The following is a 25,683-nucleotide window of genomic DNA, read 5'->3' on the forward strand; positions in this document are numbered from 1 at the left end:
GCGGTGAGAGTATGGGTTTAAATCCTGAAGAAATAAGCTCGATAATCAGACGGCAAATAAAAGATTATGACAATAGAGTTGAATTATCTGACACTGGAAGAATATTCAATGTAGGTGATAATATAGCAAGTATTTACGGACTTGATGATGTAATGGCTGGAGAACTTCTTGAATTCCCTGGAGAAGTATATGGTATGGCTCTAAATCTAGAAAAAGAAACTGTTGGTGCAGTTCTTCTTGGAGATGAAGACGGTATAAAAGAAGACGATATAGTAAAAAGAACAGGTAAGATAGTAGAAGTTCCAGTAGGAGATGCTTTAATAGGAAGAGTTGTAGATCCACTTGGAAATCCAATAGATGGAAGAGGTAGTATAAAGAGTGATAAAACTAGACCTATAGAAGCAGAAGCTCCTGGAATAATGGATAGAAAATCTGTATATCAGCCACTACAGACTGGAATAAAAGCAATAGATGCTATGGTTCCTATTGGTAAGGGACAAAGGGAACTTGTAATAGGTGATAAACAAACAGGTAAAACATCTATACTTACTGATACAATATTAAATCAAAAAGGAAAAGATATAATATGTATATATGTAGCTATAGGACAGAAAAAATCTACAGTTGCACAGTTAGTAAGTTCTCTTAGAGATTATGGTGCGATGGATTATACAATAGTAGTGTCTGCAACAGCATCAGAATCAGCACCATTACAGTATTTAGCACCTTATGCAGGTACTGCAATGGGTGAAGAATTTATGTACCAAGGAAAAGATGTACTTATAATATATGATGATTTAAGTAAACATGCAGTTGCTTATAGAGAAATGTCATTATTATTAAGAAGACCACCAGGTCGTGAAGCATATCCTGGAGATGTATTCTATCTTCATTCAAGACTTTTAGAAAGATCTGCAAAACTTTCTGATGAACTTGGTGGAGGTTCAATGACAGCAATACCAGTAATAGAAACACAAGAAGGTGATGTTTCTTCATATATACCAACAAATGTTATATCAATAACAGATGGACAGATTTATCTACAGCCAGAATTATTCCACTCAGGAATAAGACCAGCAGTTGACCCTGGTATATCAGTTTCTAGGGTTGGTGGTGCAGCTCAGATAAAATCTATGAAAAGATTATCATCAGAATTAAAACTAGCGTATTCTCAGTATAGAGAATTAGTAGCATTCTCTCAATTTGGATCTGATCTAGATAATGATACTAAAACTAGATTAGAACAAGGAGAAAGAATAGTAGAAATATTAAAACAGGATGAACATAGACCTCTTCCAGTAGAAGAACAGGTTGTAACAGTTTATTCTGTACTTAATGGATTATTTGATGATGTAGAAATTAAAGAAATACATAATTTTGAAAAAGAATTATGCTTCTATATAAGAAAAAATAAACCAAGCATATATGACAAAATTCTTAATGGAGAAGACTATGGAAAAGAACTCACTGAAGCAGTAAAAAGCTTTAAAAAAGAGGTGAGATAAATGTCAGGAGTCGGAACTAAAGAGATAAAAAGAAGAAAAAATAGTATTGAAAATACTAGACAGATAACAAGTGCAATGAACCTTGTTTCATCTTCTAAATTAATGAAAGCTAGAGAGAAGGCAGAAAAATCAAAGCCTTATGCATATGCACTATATGATATGATGATAAATACTGGTGCAGATGTAAAAACATCTTGTAAAGAATTTGTTGAAAAAAGAGAAGTTAAGAAAAGATGCTTTATAGCTGTAGCTGGAGATAGAGGTCTTGCTGGTGGATATAATGTAAATATATTTAAATCAGTTATGGAACTTCGGGATAGCGATAAAGATATGGTTGTTCCTGTTGGGAAAAAAGCATGTGAATATTTTACAAAAAAAGGATTTGAAATTCCTTATAAGATAGAAAGCACAGAACACTGTGTTTTTGAAGAAATGTATGATATAACACAAAATTTAATAAAGCTTTATGAAGATAAAGAAATAGATGAGATATACTTTATATATACAAAATTTAGATCTGCTCTTATACAGACAGTAAGATTTAAAAGATTATTTCCAATAGAACTTGAAATGCTAAAGAAAGATGAAAAAAAATCAGAAGAAAGTAGTCGAAAAAAAGAAGTTAAAAAAGTTGAACCTAGAAGACAGTATCTTCCGTCTGCAGAAGCACTTTTCAAAAGACTTATTTCTGAATATACAGCATCTCAAGTATATAATGGAATAAGAGAATCTTTCGCATCTGAACAAGCTTCTAGAAGAAATGCAATGCAGTCTGCAACTGAGAGTGCAGATGATATGTTAAATAAACTGGAAGCAGAATACAACAGAGCTAGACAGTCATCTATAACACGGGAAATAACAGAAATAGCCGGTGGGGCAGAGGCTCTGAAGTAAGGAGGTTATAATCAGATGTCAAACAAAGGTAAAGTAGTACAGGTAATAGGTGCAGTAATAGATATTAAATTTAATAGTGGAAAAGAACTTCCAAATCTATTTAATGCAATTGAGATAGAAATGGGAAATGGCCAAAAAGTAGTAGCAGAGGTTACTCAGCATATAGGTGATGATATTGCTAGATGTATATCTATGAATGCTACAGATGGAATGGTGAGAGGTGTAGATGCAATAGATACAGGTGCACCTATAAGTGTTCCAGTTGGTAAAGAAACTTTAGGAAGAGTATTTAATGTATTAGGAAATGCGGTTGATAGAAAAGGAGAACTTGAAGGTGTAAAAAGAATGCCTATACACAGACAGTCTCCAGATTTTGATGACCTAGAAACAAATTCTGAAATACTTGAAACAGGAATAAAAGTAGTAGACCTTTTAGCTCCATATTTAAAAGGTGGTAAAATAGGTTTATTCGGTGGTGCAGGTGTTGGTAAAACTGTATTAATACAAGAGCTTATAAATAATATAGCAAAACAACATGGTGGTATATCAGTATTCTCAGGTGTTGGAGAAAGAACTAGAGAAGGAAATGACTTATATCAAGAAATGACTGAATCTGGGGTTATAGAAAAAACAGCTATGGTATTTGGTCAGATGAATGAGCCACCTGGAGCAAGAATGAGAGTTGCATTAACAGGACTTACAATGGCTGAACATTTTAGAGACGAAGAACATCAAGATGTACTTTTATTTATAGATAATATATTCAGATTTACTCAGGCAGGTTCTGAGGTATCAGCACTTTTAGGACGTATGCCATCAGCAGTTGGATACCAACCAACTTTAGCAACAGAAATGGGTGCTTTACAGGAAAGAATAACATCTACTAAAGATGGTTCTATAACATCAGTACAGGCAGTATATGTACCAGCAGATGACCTTACTGACCCAGCACCAGCAACAACATTCTCACATCTAGATGCAAAAACAGTTCTTTCAAGACAGATATCTTCTCAAGGTATATATCCAGCGGTTGATCCTCTAGAATCAACATCTAGAGTTTTAGACCCTAAAATAGTTGGAGAAGAACATTATAAAACAGCTAGAGAAGTACAATCTATTCTACAAAGATATAGAGAACTTCAAGATATAATAGCAATACTAGGTATGGATGAATTATCAGATGATGACAAATTAATAGTTGCCAGAGCTAGAAAAATACAAAAATTCCTTTCACAGCCGTTTTCAGTAGCAGAACAGTTTACAGGAAAAGAAGGTAAATATGTTCCTATAAAAGAAACTGTTAGAGGATTTAGAGAAATATTAGATGGAAAACATGATGATATTCCAGAATCAGCATTCTTATTTGCTGGAACAATAGATGAAGTAGTAGCAAGAGTACAAAATGCATAGTATATCTACTTAGTAAAGGTAGGTGGAATAATGGAAAACTCATTAAAACTTAAGATAATTACACCTAATAGTATATTTTTTGATGGAGAAGTAGAATCTGTAATTGTAAGAACTACAGGTGGTGAAAGACAAATATTAAGAAATAGACGACCATTCTCTTCTGAAGTAGAAAAGGGAATTATCAAAGTTAAACTTGAAAATAAAATAGAATTAATTCATTCAGATGGTGGATTTATAACTTCAGAATACGAAAATGTAACAATACTTACAAAATCAGCTGAATGGGAAAAATAATACAAAAATAAACCAGTATAGAATATTTTTTTTAATAAAAAAAGATATACGCTGGTTTATTTTTTTTTAGTAGGTAAATAGCATTATAATATTAAAAAAAGTAGTCAAAACGAGTAATACCAATGCTTATTACATATTGTATACTTGGTGAAAAAATAACAAATAGCTTGATTATTTCGTAAAAATTGTTATATAATAAAGAAGTAGTGAATTTTCTAAACAATTTATATATTTTAAAGATAGAGAATTTACTAAGACAAAAGCAAAGCTTTTATAAAAATAAATATAGGAGGATTTCGAAATGGGAAATAGTTCAGTAAAACACCCTAAAGGGTTATACGCATGTGGAATAACATTCACTTGTGAAAGATTCGCTTACTACGGATCAAAATCGCTATTATTATTATTCTTAGCTACAACTGTTGCTCAAGGTGGATTAGGTGTAAATGCTGCTGATGCTGCTGTAATCGGTGCAAACTTAATGGCATTCACTTACTTAGCACCAGTTATAGGTGGAGTTATATCAGACAGATGGTTAGGAGCTAGATATTGTGTTGTTATAGGTGCTCTTATAATGGCAGCAGGATGGATGATAGGATATTTTGCTACATCTGTAATGCATGTACATGCTTTAATCATAGTAGTTTCTATAGGAACTGGTTTATTCAAAGGTCAGTTAAACGCATTAGTTGGGGAATTATACGATGATAATAACCAAAAAGACTCTGCGTTCTCTATATTATATTCATTTGTAAATGTTGGTTCATTCTTTGGATCATTAATATTAGGATTCTTATATGCTAATACTTTTGCAAAACAAGTTGATGGTCAATTAGTATTCGGATTTAAACAGTGCTTCGGTATATCTGGAATAATGATGATCGTTTGTGCTATAGTATTCGTACTAGGTTGGAAAGTATTAGGAGATGCTGGTAAATTACCTCAGAAAATGCTTCATCACAGTGATGAAGGTGGTGAAAAAGTTGTTTCTGCAGAACAGGCAAATAGACCTTTAACAACTGCAGAAAAAAGAAGAGTTATAGCAATAGTTATAATATCTGCTTTCACTATAATATTCTGGACAGCTTACTATCAGGCTTCTACTTCAGTTCTTCTTTACATGAACACTTATGTAAATATGAATGTTGGTAGCTTCCCAGTACCACCAGTATGGATAGAAACAACTCTTAACGGTTTACTATGTATAATACTTGGACCTGTTATGGCTGCTATATGGACTAAATTATCTAATAGACCACAAGGTGACTTAACAATGATACAGAAAGTTTCTTTAGGATTCATATTCCTAGGTGTAGCATTCGTATTCATGGTTGGTGCAGAATTCACAAGAGGAATTGGTGCTCCAGAAACAGCTAAAGCTTCAGTTATGTGGTTAATAGGATTCACAGTATTCCAGACAATAGGTGAAATGTGCTTCTCTCCACTAGGAAACTCAATGGTTTCTAAACATGCTCCAGCTAAATACTTAACAGTATTAATGGGTGTTTGGACATTAGCAACATTCTTCGCATCAAAAGCTTCTGGATATGTTCAGGGTATAATGGACAAAATGGGTATGATGCAGGTATTCATAGCTATACCAGTTACTTTAATAGTATCAGCTGTAATACTTCTTGTATTCGATAAAAAACTTGAAGCAATGCTTACTTCAAGAGACTAATACAAACTTATTGAGATTAAAATTAAAGTTTATATAATTAAAACTGCCACGTATAAAATATGTGGCAGTTTTTTTATAAAAAAATAGTACTTACAAAAAGTAAATACTATTCATTGATATTATTAAATATGTTTAAATGCATTTTAAAAATATTTAAAGGAATATAATATTTTGTAACGATAATTATATCACCATTCCCATCATAAAGACTTTCCATTACTAAAATAAACCTTTCATCATCAGAAAGTTCATATTTTATAGCAGTAAAATTACCTGTAGTAGTATGGCTAAATTCAAAAGTTGATTTTGAAGCTATAGAATAAACTCCATTTTCTAAAAAATCTTTTAAATTCTCAATATAATTTAAATCAATATTATTTTTAGAAATTGTTTCAATAGGAATGAAACTAAGAGAATATCCTTTTGTCACATTTTCAGATTTATACCATCTATCAGATATAACAACTGCTGCTGATTTATGGCCTAAAATAGTAGAAATAGCATCTGTTGGAGGCTCTATTCTAAATTCTATTTCTATATCATCAATTTTTTCACTACAACAAGAATAAAAAGGTTGTTCAATTTTTTCTATACTAAAAGCATTACTCTTATTTTCAGATTCCTTAATATAATTTCCTTTTCCTTGTATATTAGATATAAGTCCATCTTCTTGTAAAAGAGCAAGAGCTCTTCTAAGAGTCATTCTACTAACTCCCATTTGTTCTGCAAGTGTTGGTTCTGATGGAAGTTTAGAACCTACAGGATAAAAGCCTTCTTGAATCTTTTTGAATAATTGATCGTATACTTTTACATGTTTTAATTTTTTTTCTTTTTCAGATGAAATCTCTGTTATCATAATTCCTCTCCTAATCTAAATTATACAAGTCGTATTATAAGTCTAAGAAAAGTTATTGTCAACACAATAAGAAAAAGCAAAATAAGATTCAAAACAATATTTAAAAGAAATTAGACAATTATAATACTTGTCTAAAAAAATTACTAATTTTTATTGAAAAAGTTAATAAAAAACGATTTTTAGTAAAAAAATAAGTGAAAAAAATCGAGAAAACGTATTGCAGATTAGACAAGTATATGATATTATACAAGTGAAAGAAATACATAACATAAAAATACAAATTAATATACAACTAAAACAATAAAAAGGAGATAAGAATTATGCAAAATTATTCAGGAGAAGTAGGTTTACAATATCATTTACAAATAAGACCAGGAGATGTTGGACGTTATGTTATACTTCCAGGAGATCCAAAAAGATGTGAAAAAATAGCAAAATATTTTGATAATCCAGTATTAGTTGCTGATAGTAGAGAATATATAACATATACAGGTTATCTAGATGGTGAAAAGGTTAGTGTTACGTCAACAGGAATAGGAGGACCTTCAGCATCAATAGCTATGGAAGAACTTGTTCTTTGTGGAGCAGATACATTTATAAGAGTTGGAACATGTGGCGGAATAGATATAGATGTAAAAGGTGGAGATATAGTAGTTGCTACAGGTGCAATAAGAATGGAAGGAACTTCTAGAGAATACGCTCCAATAGAATTCCCAGCTGTTGCAGATTTAGATGTAACAAATGCATTAGTTACAGCTTCAAAAAGTTTAGGATATACATATCATACAGGTGTTGTTCAATGTAAAGATGCTTTCTATGGACAACATGAGCCAGAAAGAATGCCAGTTAGTTATGAGCTTTTAAATAAATGGGAAGCATGGAAAAGATTAGGATGTAAAGCATCAGAAATGGAATCAGCAGCATTATTTATAGCAGCTAGTCATTTAGGTGTTCGTTGTGGATCTAACTTCCTAGTTGTAGGAAATCAGGAAAGAAATGCAGCTGGATTAGAAAATCCAATAGTTCATGATACAGATAGTGCTATAAAAGTTGGGATAGAAGCATTAAGAGTATTAATAAAAGAAGATAAAGAAAAAAATAAATAAACTGATTTTCAGTAAATAAAGGAGAGAAATTTATGAAGGCGATATTGAATTTACTGGGAATAGTTGTAGTATTAGGAATACTTTGGTTAATCTCATGGAAAAGAAAAGATGTATCATTCAAAATGCTTATAAAAGGTGTTATAGCACAATTTGTTATAGCTTTAATATTAGTAAAAGTTCCAGCAGGAAGAATGGTAGTTTCAAAAATATCAGATGTAGTTACAGGTGTTATAAACTGTGGTTCTAATGGTCTTTCATTTGTATTTGGATCATTAGCGGATAGTTCGGCATCTACAGGAATGATATTTGCTATACAGGTATTAGGGAATATAGTATTTTTATCAGCACTTGTAAGTTTACTTTATTATATAGGAGTACTTAATTTTGTAGTAAAATGGATAGGAAAAGCAGTAGGTTGGATAATGGGAAGTTCAGAAGTTGAAACTTTCGTAGCAGTTGCTAATATGTTTTTAGGACAGACAGATAGTCCAATATTAATAAGTAAATATCTAAATAAAATGACAGATAGTGAAATAATGGTTGTTTTAGTTTCAGGAATGGGAAGTATGTCTGTTTCAATACTTGGAGGATATACAGCACTTGGAATACCAATGGAATACTTATTAATAGCAAGCGCATTAGTTCCAATAGGAAGTATAATGATTTCAAAGATAATATTACCTCAGACAGAAACAGTAAATGAAGTAGAAGATATACAGATGGATAATAAAGGAAATAATGCCAATGTTATCGAAGCTATATCTGAAGGTGCTGTTACAGGTATGCAGATGGCACTATCTATGGGAGCTTCATTAATAGCAATGGTAGCATTAGTAGCTTTAATAAATAAAGCATTAGGATTTATGGGAATAAGTTTAGAACAAGTATTCTCATATGTATTTGCACCATTTGGAGCACTTATGGGATTAGATCCTTCTGAAATATTACTAGAAGGTAGACTTTTAGGAAGCAAATTAGTAATAAATGAATTTATAGCATTTGAACAATTAGGAGGAATAATATCAAATATGGATCCTAGAACAGCTATAATGGCAACAATATCACTTTGTGGATTTGCTAACTTCTCAAGTTTAGGTATATGTGTATCAGGAATAGGTATACTTTGCCCAGAAAAAAAGGGAACACTTGCAAGATTAGTGTTTAGAGCAATGATAGGTGGAGTTGCAGTAAGTTTATTAAGTGCTATGATAGTAGGATTTATAATGTTATTCTAGTATAGAAAATAGAGTATAATATAAATAAAAAAGAAGGAGTGAATATAAATGAGTAAATATAAACGTATATTTGTCGTTGTTGTAGATTCACTTGGTATAGGGGAAATGGCCGATGCAGGAGATTATGGAGATAATGGTGCAGATACTTTAGGTCATATAGTAGAACATAGAAAGATAAATATACCAAATCTTCATAAACTTGGAATAGCCAATTTAAAAGATTTAAAAGGATTTGAGCCAATAGAAAATCCGATGGGAAGATATATGGCCTTAAATGAAAAAAGTATAGGTAAGGATACTATGACTGGGCATTGGGAAATGATGGGATTAAATGTAAAAACTCCATTTAAAACATTTACAGACACAGGATTTCCTGAAGAACTTATACAAGAATTAGAAAAAAGATGTGGTAGAAAAATAATAGGAAATAAAAGTGCAAGTGGAACAGCTATCATAGAAGAACTTGCAGAAGAAGAAATAGAAAAAGGACATTTAATAGTTTATACATCAGCAGATTCTGTTTTACAGATTTGTGGTAATGAAGAAACTATGGGCCTTGAAAATTTATATAAATATTGTGAAATTGCAAGAGAACTTACATTAAAAGATGAATGGAAAGTTGGGAGAGTAATAGCTAGACCATACACAGGAATGAAAAAAGGTGAGTTTAAAAGAACTTCAAATAGACATGACTATGCACTAAAACCTTTTGGAAAGACAGTTTTAAATGAACTTAAAGATAACGGATTTGATGTAATATCTGTTGGAAAAATAAATGATATATTTGATGGAGAAGGTATAACAGAATCAAATCGCTCAAAATCATCAGTACATGGTATGGAACAGACAATTGAAATTTCTAATAGAGATTTTAATGGATTATGCTTCGTAAACTTAGTAGATTTTGATGCACTATGGGGACATAGAAGAAATCCACAAGGATATGGAGAAGAAATAGAAAGATTTGATGAAAAATTAGGAGAATTAATGGGACACTTAAATAAAGAAGATTTATTGATAATAACAGCAGACCATGGAAATGATCCTACTTTTAAAGGAACTGATCACACTAGAGAGAGAGTACCATTTATATCTTATTCACCATCATTTGAAAAAGGTGGAAAAATAGAAGATACTGATACATTTGCAGTTATTGGAGCAACAATAGCAGATAACTTCAATTTAAAAATGCCTGAAAATACTATTGGATATTCAGTATTAGAGAATCTTTAGAAATCTTAATAAAAAATAAAAAGGAGATTTTAAAATGGAACAGAGTAAAATAATAAAAATAGTAGACCATACATTATTAAAACAGACATCTACATGGGAACAGATAAAACAATTATGTGATGAAGGAATGAAAAGAGATGCAGCATCTGTATGTATACCACCATATTTTGTAAAAGCAGCAAGAGAGTATACTGAAGGTAAATTACCAATATGTACAGTAATAGGTTTCCCAAATGGAAATATGACAACAGCAGTAAAAGTATTTGAAACAGCAGATGCAGTAAAAAATGGTGCAGATGAAATAGATATGGTAATAAACATAGGACTAGTAAAAGAAGGAAAATACGATGAAGTTCTAAAAGAAATAAATGAAATAAAAGAAGCATGTGATGGTAAATTATTAAAAGTAATAATAGAAACATGTTTACTAACAGAAGAAGAAAAAATAAAAATGTGTGAAGTAGTAACAAAATCAAATGCTGAATATATAAAAACATCAACAGGATTTTCAACAGGAGGAGCTACAATAGAAGATGTAAAACTAATGAAAGAAAATTGTGGTCCTAATTTAAAAATAAAAGCAGCAGGTGGAATAAAAACATTTGAAGATGCGGAAGAATTTATAAAAGCTGGTGCAGATAGACTTGGAACTAGTAGATTAGTAAAATAATAAATTTATAAAAAATAAAATATAAATTGGTAGTAATAAAGTTAACCTTATATAAATATATTAAATGAATAAAAAAATGAGATTTCTATTAAATGAAATCTCATTTTTTTATTATTGAAAAGTTAAATTATTATAATAATTATTAAATAGAATCTAAAAAATTAAATTAGTTTCTAATTATACTACATTTAAATAAAAATTGTAGTATAATTATAGCTATAAAGATGAATATAATAAAAGATAAATCTAAATTAAAAGGTTATATTTAAATTATATGAAATATGACTATAACAAGGAGTGAGGATAATGATGAATGATTTAAAAGCAAAAGAAATAATGACAGTAGATGTAAAAACAGCAAAAAAAGATGATACAGTATCTGATGTAGCAAAAATGCTTTTACAAGATAAAATAGGTGGACTTCCAGTTGTTGATGAAGACAATAAAGTTATAGGCATAATTTCAGAAACAGATATATTAAAAAAAGAAAAATATATAGAACCACCTCGGGTAATAAATTTTTTACAAGGATTAATATTCTTAGATGATATGAAAAATCTTGAAAAAGATTTAAAAAAAATAGCCGCATATAAAGTAGTAGATCTTATGACAGAAGATATAGTAATTGTACATGAAGATGATAAGTTTGATGATATTGCAAATATAATGATAAAAAAATCTATAAATAGAGTTCCGGTTGTAGATGATGAAGGAAAAATAAAAGGAATTATTTGTAGATACGATATAATAAAAGCACTTTATGCAGATAAATAAAAAGTAGGAGATTTATGGAAATATTTGGTATAGGAACAGATATTATAGAAATACATAGAATTAAAAAAAATATAGAAAATGAAAAATTTATAAAAAAAATATTTACTGAAAACGAAATAGAGTACTTTAAAAAAAGAAAAATGAAACGGGAAAGTATAGCTGCAACATTTTCAGCAAAAGAAGCAGTGAGCAAATCAATAGGTACAGGAATAAGAGGATTTAACTTTATTGATATTGAAATTCTTAGAGATGAAAAAGGAAAACCATATGTAAAATCATATGGAGGTTTTAAGAAATTTTGTATAGATAATAATATTTATGAAATAAAATTGACTTTGTCTCATTGTAAAGAATATGCAACAGCAACAGCAATAGCGTTAAGCAATTAAAAATCATCTGTAATAGATTAACTATTCTATTACAGATGATTTTTTTTGAAATTAAATACCTCGTTTTCAGTTACTAAAATATCCATTTTTTTATCATGACTTTCAGGAAAAATATTATCTATCACTTGAAAAGAAAATGCAAATCCTATTTTTATAGCATTTGTTTTTTCTAAGAACCTATCGTAGTATCCACCACCGTATCCTATTCTATATCCTGAAATATCAAATACAGAACCTGGAACAACAACGACATCTAGTAAAGAAGGATCAATAGAACTAGAACTATAACTAGGTTCTAAAATTCCATAAGAACCAATTTTTAAGTCATTAAGAAAATTAACCCTTTTTGGAATAATTTTTTTTTCATCTTTTATTGTGATTGGTAGATAAACTTCTTTTTTATTTTTTATTAAAATTTCTATTATTTCTCTTGTTTTAACTTCATTTCTAAAATCAGAATAGAGCATAAATTTAGAAGCGTTTTTTATGTCTTCAATTGCAAAGAAATTTTTTAAAATTTCATTAGATAATATAGTTATTTTTTCTTCACTCAATGTATTTCTAATATCAATAATTGATTTTCTTAATTTGATTTTTTTATTTTTATTTTCCATATCTATATTTGTGAGTAAAAAATGATTCACAACCTCTCTAAAATTTAAATATTTCATAAAAAATTCTATAATATATGTTAAAATTAAGCTATTACAAATTAAATATTAATTATACAATAAATATTAATAAAAAAATATAATGAAATATTTAAAAATAATATAGAATATATGACAAAAAAAGTCAATTATTAAATATCTAAAATAATGGTTATAAGGAGATGGTCGTATTGAAATGTAAATTCAATAAAAATAAGATTATAACAATACTTTTGACTATAGTAATTACAGTATGTGCAACTATTTTAGGAGAGGTATCATTAGGATTAGTAACTGTAGTTCCTAAAGGAGATTATGAAAAGTACAAAAAATTCAATAAATTAATAGCAATGGAAGAAATGATAAATAAAACATACTATAAAAAAGTTAATGAACAAGACCTTATAGATGGAGCTATGAAAGGTTTATTTTTAGGAACAGGAGATTTATACTCTGGATATTTTACTAAAGACGAGATGAAAAGTGTAATGGATTCATCTACAGGTAATTTTGTTGGAATAGGTGTAACGATATTATCAAATCCAGAAAATGGTGTTGTGACAATTGCAAAATCTTGGGAAACAGGACCAGCATATAAAAGTGGAATAAGAGCAGGAGATGTACTTTATAAAGTTGATGATTTATATGTAACATATGATACAGTTGATAAGGCTGTAGCTATAATGAAGGGTAAAAAAGATTCTTATGTAGATGTATCAGTAAAAAGAGATGGAAAAATAAAGACTTTCAAAATAAAAAGAGCTGAGGTATCAGAACCTAGTGTTAGCTCAAAGATGCTTAAAGATAATATAGGATATATAGAGTTATCTACATTTGTAGAAAATACTCCAAAAGATTTCAATAAAGCATTAGATAAATTAAAAAAAGAAAATATGAAAGCTCTTATTTTAGATTTAAGAGATAATGGTGGTGGACTTGTAGATAAATGCTGTGAAATAGCAGATACACTTATAGGAAAAGGAACAATAGTATATACAGAAGATAGAAATGGAGATAGAAAAACAGAAGTATCAGATGAAAATAAATTGGGACTTCCTATAGTTATACTTACAAATGAAAATACAGCATCATCATCTGAAATCTTAACAGGAGCTATACTTGGAAATAAAGCAGGTATTTCAGTAGGAACAAAGACATTTGGAAAGGGAATAGTACAATCTGTTATAAGTTTAAAAGATGGAACTGGATATAAATTAACAACAGAGCAGTATTTTACACCAGATGGAAAAACAATACACAAAAAAGGAATAAAACCAACTATAGAAGAAAAAAATAGAGAAAAACAGTTACAAAGAGCAGTTGAATATATAAATAATAAAAAATAAATTATTATAAATAAAATAAAGGATAATTTCTCAAATATATAGAATAAAACAATTAAAGGGATTCGAAATTTATACTATTTGATTTTAATATTTTATATTGAATTAGGAAGTGAGCTTATGGAAGAATCTGAAAACAAAATTTTATATTTTGAGGAATATAAAAAGAAAAAGGAAAACTCTGAAGTGGATAGAAAAGAACTTTTAGAGCTTATTAAAAAGTATATAGAGAGTAAATAAATAAAGAACTGTCTACATTTTATATGTGACAGTTCTTTGACGTAAAGAAATATAACGAATAAATAAAAATAATTATTAGAGGTGATATAATGCATTTATTAAGCAGTATTTCAAGAAATATTTATCCTTTGAATAATAGGAGTATGGATGCAGCAAAAAAAAGATGGGATACTCTTATACATCCAAAAGGAAGTCTAGGAAAAGTTGAAGATATATGTATACAAATTGCTGGTATATATGAAACAGAGAAATTTACAATACCTAAAAAAGCGATAATAGCTTTTGGAGCAGATCATGGAGTTTATGAAGAAGGAGTCGCTCCAAATTCACAAGAAATTACCAAAATTCAATTCCCTAATTTTAAAAAAGGAATATGTGGAGTTGGATCACTTTCAAAATATGTAGGTTCAGATATTATAGCTGTTGATGTAGGTATAAACTGTGATGAAGAACTTGAAGGTGTGATAAACAGAAAAATAAGAAAAGGAACATCAAATATAGCAAAAGGACCAGCTATGACAAGAGAAGAGGCGGTAGAATCTATAGAAATAGGTATAGAAATTGCTGAAGAATGTATAGTAAAAGATTATAAAATAATAGGTATAGGAGAAATGGGAATAGCGAATACTACACCTAGTACAGCAATAATTTCTGTTATGACTGGAAAATTACCAGAAGAGATAACAGGAAGTGGATCAGGTCTTTCTGAAGAAAAAATAAAACATAAGGCACAAGTTATAGGAAAAGCTATAGAGTTAAATAATCCAAATCCTACAGATGGAATAGAAGTGCTTGAAAAGATAGGTGGATTTGAAATAGGTGCTATGACAGGGGTTATAATGGGATGTGCAGCAAATAGAATACCTGTTGTTATAGATGGATTTATATCTTATGCAGCAGCACTTATAGCATACAAAATAAATCCTGGAACAAGAGATTATTTAATAGCATCTCATAAATCAAATGAACCTGGAAGTGATGCAGCACTTAAAATGTTGAATTTAGATCCAATATTAAATATGGATATGAGATTGGGAGAAGGTAGTGGAGCAGCTTTAGCGTTTAATATAATAGATGCATCTATATTTACATATAATAATATGGCTACTTTTGAAGAAGTCGGTATGAAAATTTAAGATTAAAAATTATTTTAGAGGTAGATAAATGAGTAAAATTATTTTTGTAACAGGTGGTGCAAAATCAGGAAAAAGTGCATTTGCAGAATCAATTTGTGAAAAAAGAAAAGATAAAACAGTATACATAGCAACATCTATCCCATTTGATGAGGAAATGAAAGAAAAAGTAAAAAAACACAAAGATAGAAGACCATCTGATTGGAAAACATATGAGGTATATGAAGATATATATAAATTAATAGAGAATATATCAAAAGAATGTAATACTGTTATGTTAGATTGTATTACACTTATGGTAAATAATCTTATGTTTAAGTTTGATATGAATCCTCAAGAACTTTCAAAAAAAGAATTAGAAAAAATGGAAAAATACATATTAGAGCAATTTATAAAATTAATTGAAATGATAAGAAAAACAGAGTTATATTTTGTGTTTGTAACAAATGAAATAGGTATGGGGGTAGTTCCAGACAATAAGCTTACAAGAATATACTCAAATATTGCAGGGAAGGTTAATCAATATGTAGCTGAAAATAGTGATGAAGCGTATTTAATTGTAAGTGGAATACCTATTAAGATAAAATAAAGGTTTGTATAATAAAATTTTAAAGAAGTATATCTGAAAGGAAGTAATGTAATGAAAAGATTTTTAAATACTTTACGGTTCTTAACTAGAATACCTGTTAGAACAAGTGGAGAATTTGATGAAGAATTTTACAAAGGAATGTACTATTTTCCACTAATAGGATTTATCATCGGTTTAATAATGTATGTTGTAAGTTTATTATTGGGGATATTATTGCCAGGTGATGCACTTGTTATATCTATAATGGTCGTATTTTTAGAAGTAATTATTACAGGTGGTCTTCATTTAGATGGATTGGGAGATACAGCAGATGCTTTTTTCAGTAATAGGGACAAAGAAAAGATGCTGGAAATTATGAAAGATTCCAGATTAGGAACAAACTCTCTATTAGCAATATTATTCAATATACTTATAAAAGTGGGAATTATAACTACATTTTTAAATCGGGGGATGTCTTATATGATAGTTGCAATGCCGGCTATATCAAGACTTGTAGTTATTTTACTTGCAAAGAAAACAGAAAGTCCAAGAGAAAATGGAATGGGAAATGTATTTATAGGTAAGGCTACAAATTCAATGATCATTATTGGATTTGTTTATACTATGATAATATTGGCAGGATTTTTATATCTAATAAATGGTATGCAAATAACTGGAATGTATGCTCCTATGGGATGTATATTTATAGGAATAGTAATAACTGCTTTAGTTGAAAGTTTAATAAAAAAGAGTTCAATTAAAAAAATTGGTGGAATAACAGGGGATGTTTTAGGATACGGAATAGAAGTTGCAGAGATAGTATTTATAATAGTCGTTTATATTTCTGCGGTATTATTATTCTAAATATAGAATAATGTAATTAATAAGATAAGAAATGTGGAGAGGATTTTCCTCTCTATATTTTTTATAAAGTATTATATTTCTTGGGAAATAAAATGGAGTTATATATGAAAAGATTAATATTAATAAGACACGCTACAACTATTTCAAATGAAAAAAAAGTTTTATCAGGTAGAATAGAAGCTAAAATAAGTGAAAAAGGGCTTTTAGAAATAGATAGTTTAAATAAAAAATTAGATGAGTTATTTTTAAAAAAAGGAATATCAATAGATAAAATATATACATCAAACTCTAAAAGAACGGAAGATACAATAAAAGAGTTTGCATGTAAAAATAATATACAAATAAAAAAAATAGAAGGCTTATCAGAAATTGATTTTGGAGATTTTGAAGGCAAGGATTTTGAATATATAAAAAAAGAATACCCTATAGAATACAAGAAACTATGCGAGGAAGGATTTGAATATAAATATCCAAATGGAGAAAACGCAATAGATGCATATGAAAAAAATAAAAAAGCAATAGATTTTATAGTTGATGATATAATTGAAAATCAAACAGCTATAATATGCGCACATGGTGGAAGCATAAGAAACATATTATCATATTTGATAAATAAAACTTATAAAAATCATTGGAATTTTAAAATTAGTAATGCAAAGATTACAATAGTAGAAATAGATTTTGGTTTTCCAGTTTTAACCAAATTAAATTTATAAAATATAAATTAAATAAATATAGATAAGGAGTAGTTAAATAACTACTCCTTATCTATATTTATAGTAAATTTATTCTTTTTAAAAGAAATTAGTCCATCAGATTTCATTCTAGAAAGTTCTGAAGATAAAGCGCTTCTATCAACAGAGAGATAGTCTGCCAATTGTTCTCTATTAAAAGGGATTTCAAAAGAAGTAGAATTATTTTTTGAAGAAATATAATTCAGATAAGATAGTACTTTTTCTCTTGTGTTCTTTTGTGTAATATGTTCTAACTTTCTTGTAAAAGAGATGTTCTTCATAGCGAAAACAGATAACATATTTTTTATTAAAAAATTATGAAAAGAACAAGCAGATGGACATGTAGTAATAATTTTATTCATATTTATTGTTAGTATTTCACAATCTGATGTTGCAACAGCATCGACCATAAGAGGTTCGTTTACAACACAAGCATAACTTTCTGCAAAAATATCACTTGAAGATAAATTAGAAAATATTTTTCTTTTTCCCCAAATATCTGTATTTTCAATACTAACAGATCCAGATAAAATTAAACATAAATAATCTATACACTCGCCTTGATTTAAAATATATGTTCCTTTTCTATAAAATTTTTTTTGAGCAGATAAACAAGACATCATAGAAATTATATCTTTTTCATTTATTCCTCTAAATATAATTGACTTTTTTAAAGTTTCAATATTCTGTTTGTCTAAATTCATAAAATCAATCCTCTCTATTATCTTAAAAGTATTATATTCAATAAAAAATTTATAAACTATAAATAATATTATAAAAATAAAATATTTATAATTACGTTGTAAAAACAACGTAATTTATTTCTATAATTTAATATAATATATTCACGAAATAAATTAAAGTAAAATATAAAAATATATAACTATAAATTTTGGAGGAAGATTATGATTAGAAGAATAATAAATATAAATCAAGAAAAATGTAATGGTTGTGGACTTTGTGCAGATGCTTGCCATGAGGGTGCAATAGGTATGATAAATGGTAAAGCAGAACTTTTAAGAGATGACTATTGTGATGGACTTGGGGATTGCCTTCCTGTATGTCCAACAGGAGCAATATCTTTTGAAGAAAGAGAAGCAGCAGAATACGATGAAGAAGCTGTAAAAAAAAGAATGGAAGAAAGAAAAAGAGAAAAATCAATTATAAATAATAAACAAGGAGAAAAATTACCTTGTGGATGTCCTGGAAGTCAAAGTAAAGCTATAAAAAGAGACAGTATACTTGAAAATAAACCTAATAGAGTAGAGCTAAATGTCAAAAGAAATGTATCTAACTTAGAAGAATCAGTTAGTGCTTTATCACAATGGCCAGTTCAAATAAAATTGGCACCTATAAATGCACCTTATTTCGATGGAGCAAAACTGCTTATAGCTGCAGATTGTACTGCTTATGCATATGCAAAATTCCATGAAGATTTTATAAAAGGTCATATAACACTAATAGGATGTCCAAAATTAGATGAAGGTGACTACTCTGAAAAATTAACTGAGATAATAAAAAATAATGATATAAAAAGTGTGAAAATAGTAAAAATGGAAGTACCTTGTTGTAAAGGGATAGAAAGAGCTGCAATAGCTGCTATGAAAGGTAGTGGTAAATTTATACCTTGGCAGGTAGTCACTATAAGTACTGATGGATTTATAATTGAGTAAATAAATAATAATTATAAATACAAAAATAAAAATTTAAAATAAAAATATTATAAAAAATAGATAATATGATAGGAGAAAAATATGAAAACAATAGATAGTAAAATGTTTTGTTTCCAATGTCAGGAAACAGCAGGATGTTCAGGATGTAAAATAAATGGAGTTTGTGGGAAAAAAGCATCTACAGCAAACCTTCAAGATTTATTAATATATGTTACTAAAGGAATATCTGAAGTTACAACAGAAATGAGAAAAAAAGGGAAAATAGTAGATAAGAAAATAGATAGAATGATTAGGGATTCGCTATTTACAACAATAACAAATGCAAATTTTGATGATAAAGTAATAATAAATAAAATAAAAAATATAATAGATGAAAAAGAATTATTGATATCTGAATTAGAAGATAAATCATCTCTTTCAAAATATGCTATTTATAATGAAAAAGATGATGAAAAATTAAAAATTAAATCTGAAAATGTCGGTATATTAGATACAGAAGATGAGAATATAAGAAGTCTTAGAGAACTTATAATATACGGATTAAAAGGAATGGCAGCATATTTAAAACATGCAGGTGTATTAGGATTTGAAAAAGAAGAAATAGATGCATTTTTACAGAAAACACTTAGAGATACTACAGATGATAAATTAACACAAGAAGAATTAATAAATTTAGTTATGGAAACTGGAAAATATGGTGTAGAAGCTATGGCACTTTTAGATAATGCGAATACAAGCACTTATGGAAATCCAGAAATAACAAAAGTAAACATAGGTGTTAGAAATAATCCTGCAATATTAGTATCAGGACATGATTTAAAAGATATAGAGCAGTTATTAAAACAGACTGAAGGAACAGGCGTAGATGTGTATACACATTCTGAAATGTTACCAGCAAATTACTATCCAGCATTTAAAAAATATGACCACTTTGTAGGAAACTATGGAAATGCTTGGTGGAAACAGAAAGAAGAGTTTGAATCATTTAATGGTCCAATACTTCTTACTACAAACTGTTTAGTACCACCATCAGAAAGTTATAAAGAAAGAGTATATACTACAAGTGCTGTTGGATTTGAAGGATGTAAACACATAGAAGGTGGATATGGGGAAGTAAAAGATTTTACAGAAATAATCGAGCATGCAAAAAGATGTAATCCTCCAAAAGAAATAGAAAATGGAGAAATAGTTGGTGGATTTGCACATAATCAGGTTATGCAATTAGCGGACAAAGTTGTAGATGCAGTTAAGTCTGGTGCAATCAAAAAATTTGTAGTTATGGCAGGATGTGATGGTAGACAAAAAGGAAGAAGTTATTATACAGAATTTGCAAAAGCTCTACCAAAAGATACAGTGATACTTACAGCGGGATGTGCAAAATATAGATATAATAAATTAGACTTAGGAGATATAGGTGGAATACCGAGAGTATTAGATGCTGGACAATGTAATGATTCTTATTCACTTGCAGTAATAGCAATGAAATTACAGGAAGTATTTGGACTTGAAGATATAAATGACCTTCCAATAGTATATAATATAGCTTGGTATGAACAAAAAGCTGTAATAGTATTATTAGCTCTTTTATATTTAGGAGTAAAAAATATACACTTAGGTCCAACTCTACCAGCATTTTTAACTGAAGATACTGCTAAATTCCTTGTAGATAATTTTGGAATAGCTGGAATAGGAACAGTAGAAGAAGATATAGAAAATTTAATAAAATAAATTTAAGAGAATAATCTAAGTAAAAGAAGAGGATATAATATACAAAATATTACTTAATATGTATATAATATCCTCTTTTTGTTTATAAAGTTTTTAGTGATATGGCTATGATAGGAGTACCAATTATACTATAATATTCTGTTATATCGGCTTCATATAGTACATTATCTATTTTTAATTTAGTTGGTATACCTAAAGATATATATTCCACATTTTCAAATTGCAAACAATATCTATCTAGTTCTTCTAAAAACTCATCTACAGAATTTATCTTTTTATTTAGCTCTATATAAATAGTTTTATATTTTTTAGAAGAATTAAAAGTATTTAAGTCATTTGCAGTATTTTTTAGATATAAGTATTCTAAAAACCACATAGATAGAATTGTAACTATTGTAGAATTTATAAATAATTTAAATATAAAAGGAGTAATAATAGATAAAACAGGAATAAAGAATGTAATTATCATAATCCAGTAAATTCCACTAATACCATTTAAGATATTGTAATTATATCGAATATCTTGATTTATATTTCTAAAAAATATAATAAAGAATCCAATAGTTAAAGATAAAATAAAAAATATTGGAGCTAAACTTTGATTAGATACAACATTTTCAATATTCATTATAAAAACTAAAAGCATAAAAATTGAAAATATAATAAAGCCTAAATAAGAACCATAGATAATAGAATTTTTTATATACTCTTTATAATTATTTTTGATTAAATATAATGTATTCTTCATTTTATTTTCCTCCAGATAAAAATTCTTTTACTTTTTTTACATAGTGTCTAGAAATATAAACATCTTTATTATTTATAAGTTTAGCCTTCATAAGTCCACTTGGAGCAGGTTTATATATTTTTACAAACTTTAAGTTTAAAATAGTAGATTTAGAAATCCTAGAAAAATGCTTTGGAAGTATCTTTTCTAGTTCATATAATCTTTTGCTACAATTATAAGAATTTGTCTGAGTATGTACTATTTGTATATTTTTATAACTTTCTATAAAAACTATCTCAAAAAAAGGAATATAATGAAATTTTCCATCCTTTGTACAGACAATAGTTTCCATTCTAAAATTTTCTTTTTCTAAAAAGGATACAATTTCATCAGAATATTTATTTGATTTATGCAAATTTAAAATAGCATTTTCTTCAAAAATTTCATCTATATTATTAACTTTAACTTTCAAAATAAGACCTCCGTAAAAGTAATTATGATTTGAGATAATCATAACTTAAAGATAAATCTATGTCCATAAAAAATAAATAAGAGGTAAGAAAATTATGTATAAGAGGTAAGTATTTGGATTAGAAGATAAATATATAAATGAATGTAAAACATTTATAATAATTCTTAAAAGTGGAATAAGAAATTTAATTAAGGTATAATATTGAGAGTATACAAATAAATTAAATTATATTTAAAAATTTATATTTTAGTATAGATATATTTTGGAAAGGAGCTATAGATGGAAGAAAGTATTATAGAAGTAATAAATGAATTTGGATATATAGGAATATTATTTTTAATGGCGATAGAAAATATTTTTCCACCGATACCATCAGAAATAGTATTGGCATTTGGAGGTTTTTCTACAACATATACAAGTATTAAAAAATTTGGAGTTATATTAGCTGCTACACTAGGTTCTTTGATTGGAGCAATAATATTGTATTATATAGGATATTTGATAAGTGCTGAAAGAATAAATACTCTAATAAATAGTAAATTAGGGAGAACTTTGAGATTAAAAAGAGAAAACTTAAAAAAGGCTGAAAATTGGTTCAAAAGACATGGGTATAGAACAGTATTTTTTGCTAGATTTGCACCAATAGTAAGAAGTATAATATCAGTTCCAGCGGGAACATCTAAGATGAAACTCGGAAAATTTTTATTGTTTACAGCAGCAGGGACAATAATATGGAATACGGTTCTTGTTCAAGTTGGAAGTATGCTTGGAAATACATGGAATAGAATTGTAAAATATATGGATATGTATTCTCTTATTATATTTAGTTTAATACCTATTGTTTTAATAATATTTTCATTCATATTTTATAAAAATAAGAATAAGATATAGATAGACCAGAGTAAAATATCAATACACATTGACGTATATCGATATAAAATGTATAATTTAAAATATCGATATATATCAATGTATGAGGTGGAATATATGAAAACAAAACTATATTTATTTACAGGATTTTTAGGTTCAGGAAAGACAACTATTCTTCTTGAAATGTTAAAAAAACTTGAGAATAATAAAATTGGTGTTATACAAAATGAGATAGGTAAAATAAGCATAGATGGCGAAATATTAAAAAAAGATGGAATTCAAATGGTAGAATTGAATAGAGGTTCTATATTTTGCTCTTGTTTAAAATTAAATTTTGTACAAGCTCTTTCAGATATGAGTGAAAATAATTTTGAATATATGTTTGTAGAAAGTTCTGGAATAGGAGATCCATCAAATTTAGATGAAATTTTAAAAGCTGTAAAAGTTGTTGCAGGTGATAAATATGATTTTAGAGGATCTATATGTATAGTTGATGCTTTAAATTTAGATAATCAATTAAAAGAAGATGAGACAGTTGAAAGACAGATAAAACATTGTAATATGGCAGTAATAACTAAAACTGATATATGTGGAGATGAAAAATTCGATACGATTTTTGAAAAAATAAAAGAAATAAATCCTATTTGTAAAATTGAAAAAAGTGTAAATGGAATAATGGATTATTCCTTTTTAGAAGAAGATTTAATGAAATACAAATGGGCAGAATCTGAAGAATCTATAAATTCTATAGATACAAAACCGAAGACATTATTTTTAAACTTTGAGGGAGAAATAGAAAAAACAAAATTAACACAATTTCTTGAAGAGATGACAGAAGATGTGTATAGGATGAAAGGCTTCTTTAAAATTAAAGAATATGGATGGAATCAAGTCGATGTAGTTGGAAAGAAAATAGATTATAAAACTTGTACAGATAAAGGAAGTTCTCAACTTGTATTTATATCAAAAAAAGGTCCAACTATAATAAGAAAAATTTTTTCTAGCTGGGAAAAAATAGTTGGATTAGAAATGAAATTAAAAAACTAATTTAGAATTGGAAAAGATGCAGAAATAATACTATTAAAAGAGACTGTTATCAATTATTTTAATTGTAGTAATGGTCTCTTTTTATATGAAAAACAATGATATATAATAAAATTAATTATAAATATCATAAAGGTGGCGATTGTATTGAAAAAGTTTTTATTCAAAGAGGATTTAGAGCAATTTTTAAGGGAAAATAGAAGAGATAAAAAAGAAAAAATAGATTTAAAAAATACGATATTTGAAGAATTAGATTTAACAGGAATGGATTTGAGCAATATAGATTTTGAATGGTCTGACTTTAAAAATGTAAGATTATCTCATGTAAATTTTGAAAATTCTAATTTAAGTAATGTTTTTTTAGAAAATGCAGATTTATCCAATTCTAATTTTAAAAATTGTACAATGCATGGAACAAATTTAAGATATACAAATCTAGAAAATATAGATTTATCTGGAGCAGATATATTTTGTGCAAATTTGGAAGAAGCAAAAATGGATGGAATAAAAACAGATGAAAATACAAAGCATTATAAAATGATTTGTCCAGAAACAGGAGCTTTTTTAGGATGGAAAACTTGTTTTAATAAAAGACTTGTTAGGCTTTTGATTCCAGCAGATGCAAGAAGAACTAGTTCAACAATGAATACTTGTAGATGTGATAAGGCAAAAGTTATAAGTATATCTGATTCAGATGAAAAAGAAAAATTTGATGAAGCTGTATCTTATGTAGATGGGGATTTTGTATATAAAGTTGGAGAAATGGTATATGCAAAAGGATTCAATCCTGATAGATGGAGAGATTCTACAGGTGGAATTCATTTTTTTATGACTAAAGAAGAAGCTCTTGGATATTTAATGAGTATAAGTTAGGATTAAGATAAGTTATAAAGTTTATCAGAAATTAATAGTTAAAATTGATGTAGTTTAATTTATATAATAGACATAGTAGCTATAATATGTTAATATATAATTCGAGTTGCTATGAAAGGTGGATAAAAGATGAACACAATAATAATGTTGAAAAGACTTTTTGCTATATGTATATTATGTTTAGCTTCAAATATGATTGTTGATAAAATAAATAAAGATTTAAAACTTTCAAAAGTTATGAAAAGAGTACTTTTAATAGTTTTCTATATTGGAGTAGTAGCTCTTGTAACATGGTTATTTTAAGTACAAATACATAAATTGATTTTAATTATTAAAAATTAGATATAAAATTGCCTAAAAAGCGTTGAGTGCTGCTTCAAATAAATGACGGTACTTGACGCTTTATTTTTATTAAAAAATATTATCTTTAAAAAAAGAGGAATTAGTAATATAAAAATGGAAATATATAAAATACACTTCAAATATACAATTTATGAACTATATTTTAAATTAATTGAATTTTGAGACTTTAAAATTGAAAATACGAATAAAAATTATAAAATATCGCTATAAACACCAAAAACACGAACAATAATCACTTGAATTTTAAAAAATTTTTAATTATTTCAAAAAAAAACAAAAAATATATTGATAATATATGGATATTAATATAATATTTATATATAATAGTTCGTATAATGATACGAATTTTTGACT

Annotated in this window: 27 protein-coding genes; 22 read left to right on the forward strand and 5 right to left on the reverse strand. The window is 27.8% G+C overall.

Translation table 11 applies throughout. The annotated features are described in order from the left end of the window. The first annotated feature begins 11 nt into the window (after window positions 1–11). The 5 genes from atpA (at window position 12) to Q1J78_RS00390 (ending at window position 5,784) form a co-directional block, all read left to right on the forward strand. Entirely contained in the window at window positions 12–1,505 is a 1,494-nt protein-coding gene (atpA, locus tag Q1J78_RS00370) for a F0F1 ATP synthase subunit alpha (protein ID WP_300280219.1), read from the forward strand. Further along, on the forward strand, window positions 1,506–2,399 hold the full coding sequence (gene atpG / locus Q1J78_RS00375; protein WP_300280222.1) for an ATP synthase F1 subunit gamma: 894 nt from the start codon (window positions 1,506–1,508) through the stop codon (window positions 2,397–2,399). A gap of 15 nt (window positions 2,400–2,414) precedes the next feature. Further along, a complete protein-coding gene (gene atpD / locus Q1J78_RS00380) occupies window positions 2,415–3,809 on the forward strand; it encodes a F0F1 ATP synthase subunit beta (RefSeq protein WP_300280225.1) in 1,395 nt (464 codons plus the stop codon). A gap of 30 nt (window positions 3,810–3,839) precedes the next feature. Continuing rightward, window positions 3,840–4,103, forward strand: coding sequence for a hypothetical protein (locus tag Q1J78_RS00385; protein WP_300280228.1), 264 nt, complete (start codon window positions 3,840–3,842; stop codon window positions 4,101–4,103). Window positions 4,104–4,404: 301 nt separating this feature from the next. After that, complete coding sequence (locus Q1J78_RS00390; RefSeq protein ID WP_300280230.1) at window positions 4,405–5,784, forward strand: peptide MFS transporter; 1,380 nt, start codon at window positions 4,405–4,407, stop codon at window positions 5,782–5,784. Window positions 5,785–5,890: 106 nt separating this feature from the next. On the opposite strand, the gene Q1J78_RS00395 is transcribed toward Q1J78_RS00390, so the two are convergent. After that, a complete protein-coding gene (locus Q1J78_RS00395) occupies window positions 5,891–6,640 on the reverse strand; it encodes a GntR family transcriptional regulator (protein WP_300280233.1) in 750 nt (249 codons plus the stop codon). A gap of 320 nt (window positions 6,641–6,960) precedes the next feature. Between Q1J78_RS00395 and udp the strand changes: the two genes are divergently transcribed. The 6 genes from udp to acpS all read left to right on the forward strand — a co-directional run bounded on the left by udp (window position 6,961) and on the right by acpS (window position 12,047). Continuing rightward, window positions 6,961–7,746 (forward strand): uridine phosphorylase, encoded by a 786-nt coding sequence (gene udp, locus Q1J78_RS00400; protein WP_300280236.1) that lies wholly within the window; start codon window positions 6,961–6,963, stop codon window positions 7,744–7,746. 32 nt (window positions 7,747–7,778) lie between these two features. Next, a complete protein-coding gene (locus tag Q1J78_RS00405) occupies window positions 7,779–8,981 on the forward strand; it encodes a NupC/NupG family nucleoside CNT transporter (protein ID WP_300280241.1) in 1,203 nt (400 codons plus the stop codon). Between the two features lie 48 nt (window positions 8,982–9,029). Beyond that, window positions 9,030–10,214, forward strand: a complete 1,185-nt coding sequence (locus Q1J78_RS00410; RefSeq protein ID WP_300280244.1) for a phosphopentomutase — start codon at window positions 9,030–9,032, stop codon at window positions 10,212–10,214. Window positions 10,215–10,248: 34 nt separating this feature from the next. Beyond that, window positions 10,249–10,884 (forward strand): deoxyribose-phosphate aldolase, encoded by a 636-nt coding sequence (gene deoC, locus Q1J78_RS00415; protein WP_300280247.1) that lies wholly within the window; start codon window positions 10,249–10,251, stop codon window positions 10,882–10,884. Between the two features lie 306 nt (window positions 10,885–11,190). Then, window positions 11,191–11,658, forward strand: coding sequence for a CBS domain-containing protein (locus Q1J78_RS00420; protein WP_300280250.1), 468 nt, complete (start codon window positions 11,191–11,193; stop codon window positions 11,656–11,658). 14 nt (window positions 11,659–11,672) lie between these two features. Continuing rightward, the gene (gene acpS, locus Q1J78_RS00425) at window positions 11,673–12,047 is read left to right on the forward strand and encodes a holo-ACP synthase (RefSeq protein ID WP_300280253.1); all 375 of its coding nucleotides are present in this window, start codon (window positions 11,673–11,675) and stop codon (window positions 12,045–12,047) included. Between the two features lie 29 nt (window positions 12,048–12,076). Here the strand turns inward: acpS and Q1J78_RS00430 are convergent, their stop codons facing one another. Next, window positions 12,077–12,661, reverse strand: a complete 585-nt coding sequence (locus Q1J78_RS00430) for a 5-formyltetrahydrofolate cyclo-ligase (protein ID WP_300280256.1) — start codon at window positions 12,659–12,661, stop codon at window positions 12,077–12,079. A 218-nt stretch (window positions 12,662–12,879) separates the two neighbouring features. On the opposite strand from Q1J78_RS00430, the gene Q1J78_RS00435 reads away from it, so the two are divergent. From Q1J78_RS00435 to Q1J78_RS00455, 5 genes are all read left to right on the forward strand, one after another. After that, complete coding sequence (locus Q1J78_RS00435) at window positions 12,880–14,043, forward strand: S41 family peptidase (protein WP_300280259.1); 1,164 nt, start codon at window positions 12,880–12,882, stop codon at window positions 14,041–14,043. Window positions 14,044–14,369: 326 nt separating this feature from the next. Beyond that, on the forward strand, window positions 14,370–15,416 hold the full coding sequence (gene cobT / locus Q1J78_RS00440; protein WP_300280262.1) for a nicotinate-nucleotide--dimethylbenzimidazole phosphoribosyltransferase: 1,047 nt from the start codon (window positions 14,370–14,372) through the stop codon (window positions 15,414–15,416). Window positions 15,417–15,444: 28 nt separating this feature from the next. Continuing rightward, window positions 15,445–16,002, forward strand: a complete 558-nt coding sequence (gene cobU / locus Q1J78_RS00445; protein WP_300280266.1) for a bifunctional adenosylcobinamide kinase/adenosylcobinamide-phosphate guanylyltransferase — start codon at window positions 15,445–15,447, stop codon at window positions 16,000–16,002. 51 nt (window positions 16,003–16,053) lie between these two features. Beyond that, window positions 16,054–16,845, forward strand: coding sequence for an adenosylcobinamide-GDP ribazoletransferase (cobS, locus tag Q1J78_RS00450; RefSeq protein WP_300280269.1), 792 nt, complete (start codon window positions 16,054–16,056; stop codon window positions 16,843–16,845). A 104-nt stretch (window positions 16,846–16,949) separates the two neighbouring features. Further along, window positions 16,950–17,561, forward strand: a complete 612-nt coding sequence (locus tag Q1J78_RS00455; protein WP_300280272.1) for a histidine phosphatase family protein — start codon at window positions 16,950–16,952, stop codon at window positions 17,559–17,561. 41 nt (window positions 17,562–17,602) lie between these two features. Here Q1J78_RS00455 and Q1J78_RS00460 read toward each other — a convergent pair whose 3' ends face one another. Beyond that, entirely contained in the window at window positions 17,603–18,283 is a 681-nt protein-coding gene (locus tag Q1J78_RS00460; RefSeq protein WP_300280275.1) for a Crp/Fnr family transcriptional regulator, read from the reverse strand. A gap of 201 nt (window positions 18,284–18,484) precedes the next feature. Here Q1J78_RS00460 and Q1J78_RS00465 point away from each other — a divergent pair, with 201 nt between their 5' ends. Next, the gene (locus Q1J78_RS00465) at window positions 18,485–19,252 is read left to right on the forward strand and encodes an ATP-binding protein (RefSeq protein WP_300280278.1); all 768 of its coding nucleotides are present in this window, start codon (window positions 18,485–18,487) and stop codon (window positions 19,250–19,252) included. Between the two features lie 81 nt (window positions 19,253–19,333). Further along, on the forward strand, window positions 19,334–20,980 hold the full coding sequence (gene hcp, locus Q1J78_RS00470) for a hydroxylamine reductase (RefSeq protein WP_300280281.1): 1,647 nt from the start codon (window positions 19,334–19,336) through the stop codon (window positions 20,978–20,980). Window positions 20,981–21,062: 82 nt separating this feature from the next. Here hcp and Q1J78_RS00475 read toward each other — a convergent pair whose 3' ends face one another. Further along, on the reverse strand, window positions 21,063–21,728 hold the full coding sequence (locus tag Q1J78_RS00475) for a DUF4318 domain-containing protein (protein ID WP_300280284.1): 666 nt from the start codon (window positions 21,726–21,728) through the stop codon (window positions 21,063–21,065). A 1-nt stretch (window position 21,729) separates the two neighbouring features. After that, a complete protein-coding gene (locus Q1J78_RS00480; RefSeq protein WP_300280287.1) occupies window positions 21,730–22,179 on the reverse strand; it encodes a LytTR family DNA-binding domain-containing protein in 450 nt (149 codons plus the stop codon). A 279-nt stretch (window positions 22,180–22,458) separates the two neighbouring features. On the opposite strand from Q1J78_RS00480, the gene Q1J78_RS00485 reads away from it, so the two are divergent. The 4 genes from Q1J78_RS00485 to Q1J78_RS00500 all read left to right on the forward strand — a co-directional run bounded on the left by Q1J78_RS00485 (window position 22,459) and on the right by Q1J78_RS00500 (window position 25,269). Beyond that, window positions 22,459–23,070 carry a DedA family protein gene (locus tag Q1J78_RS00485; RefSeq protein WP_300280290.1) on the forward strand — a complete coding sequence of 204 codons (612 nt, stop codon included), beginning with the start codon at window positions 22,459–22,461 and terminating at the stop codon, window positions 23,068–23,070. Between the two features lie 96 nt (window positions 23,071–23,166). Continuing rightward, a complete protein-coding gene (locus tag Q1J78_RS00490; RefSeq protein WP_300280293.1) occupies window positions 23,167–24,096 on the forward strand; it encodes a CobW family GTP-binding protein in 930 nt (309 codons plus the stop codon). 144 nt (window positions 24,097–24,240) lie between these two features. Continuing rightward, window positions 24,241–24,966 carry a pentapeptide repeat-containing protein gene (locus Q1J78_RS00495; protein ID WP_300280296.1) on the forward strand — a complete coding sequence of 242 codons (726 nt, stop codon included), beginning with the start codon at window positions 24,241–24,243 and terminating at the stop codon, window positions 24,964–24,966. 129 nt (window positions 24,967–25,095) lie between these two features. Continuing rightward, window positions 25,096–25,269, forward strand: a complete 174-nt coding sequence (locus tag Q1J78_RS00500) for a hypothetical protein (RefSeq protein WP_300280301.1) — start codon at window positions 25,096–25,098, stop codon at window positions 25,267–25,269. Window positions 25,270–25,683: the final 414 nt, after the last annotated feature.

The sequence above is a fragment of the Peptacetobacter sp. genome, from assembly GCF_029264495.1.
Lineage (GTDB): Bacteria > Bacillota > Clostridia > Peptostreptococcales > Peptostreptococcaceae > Peptacetobacter.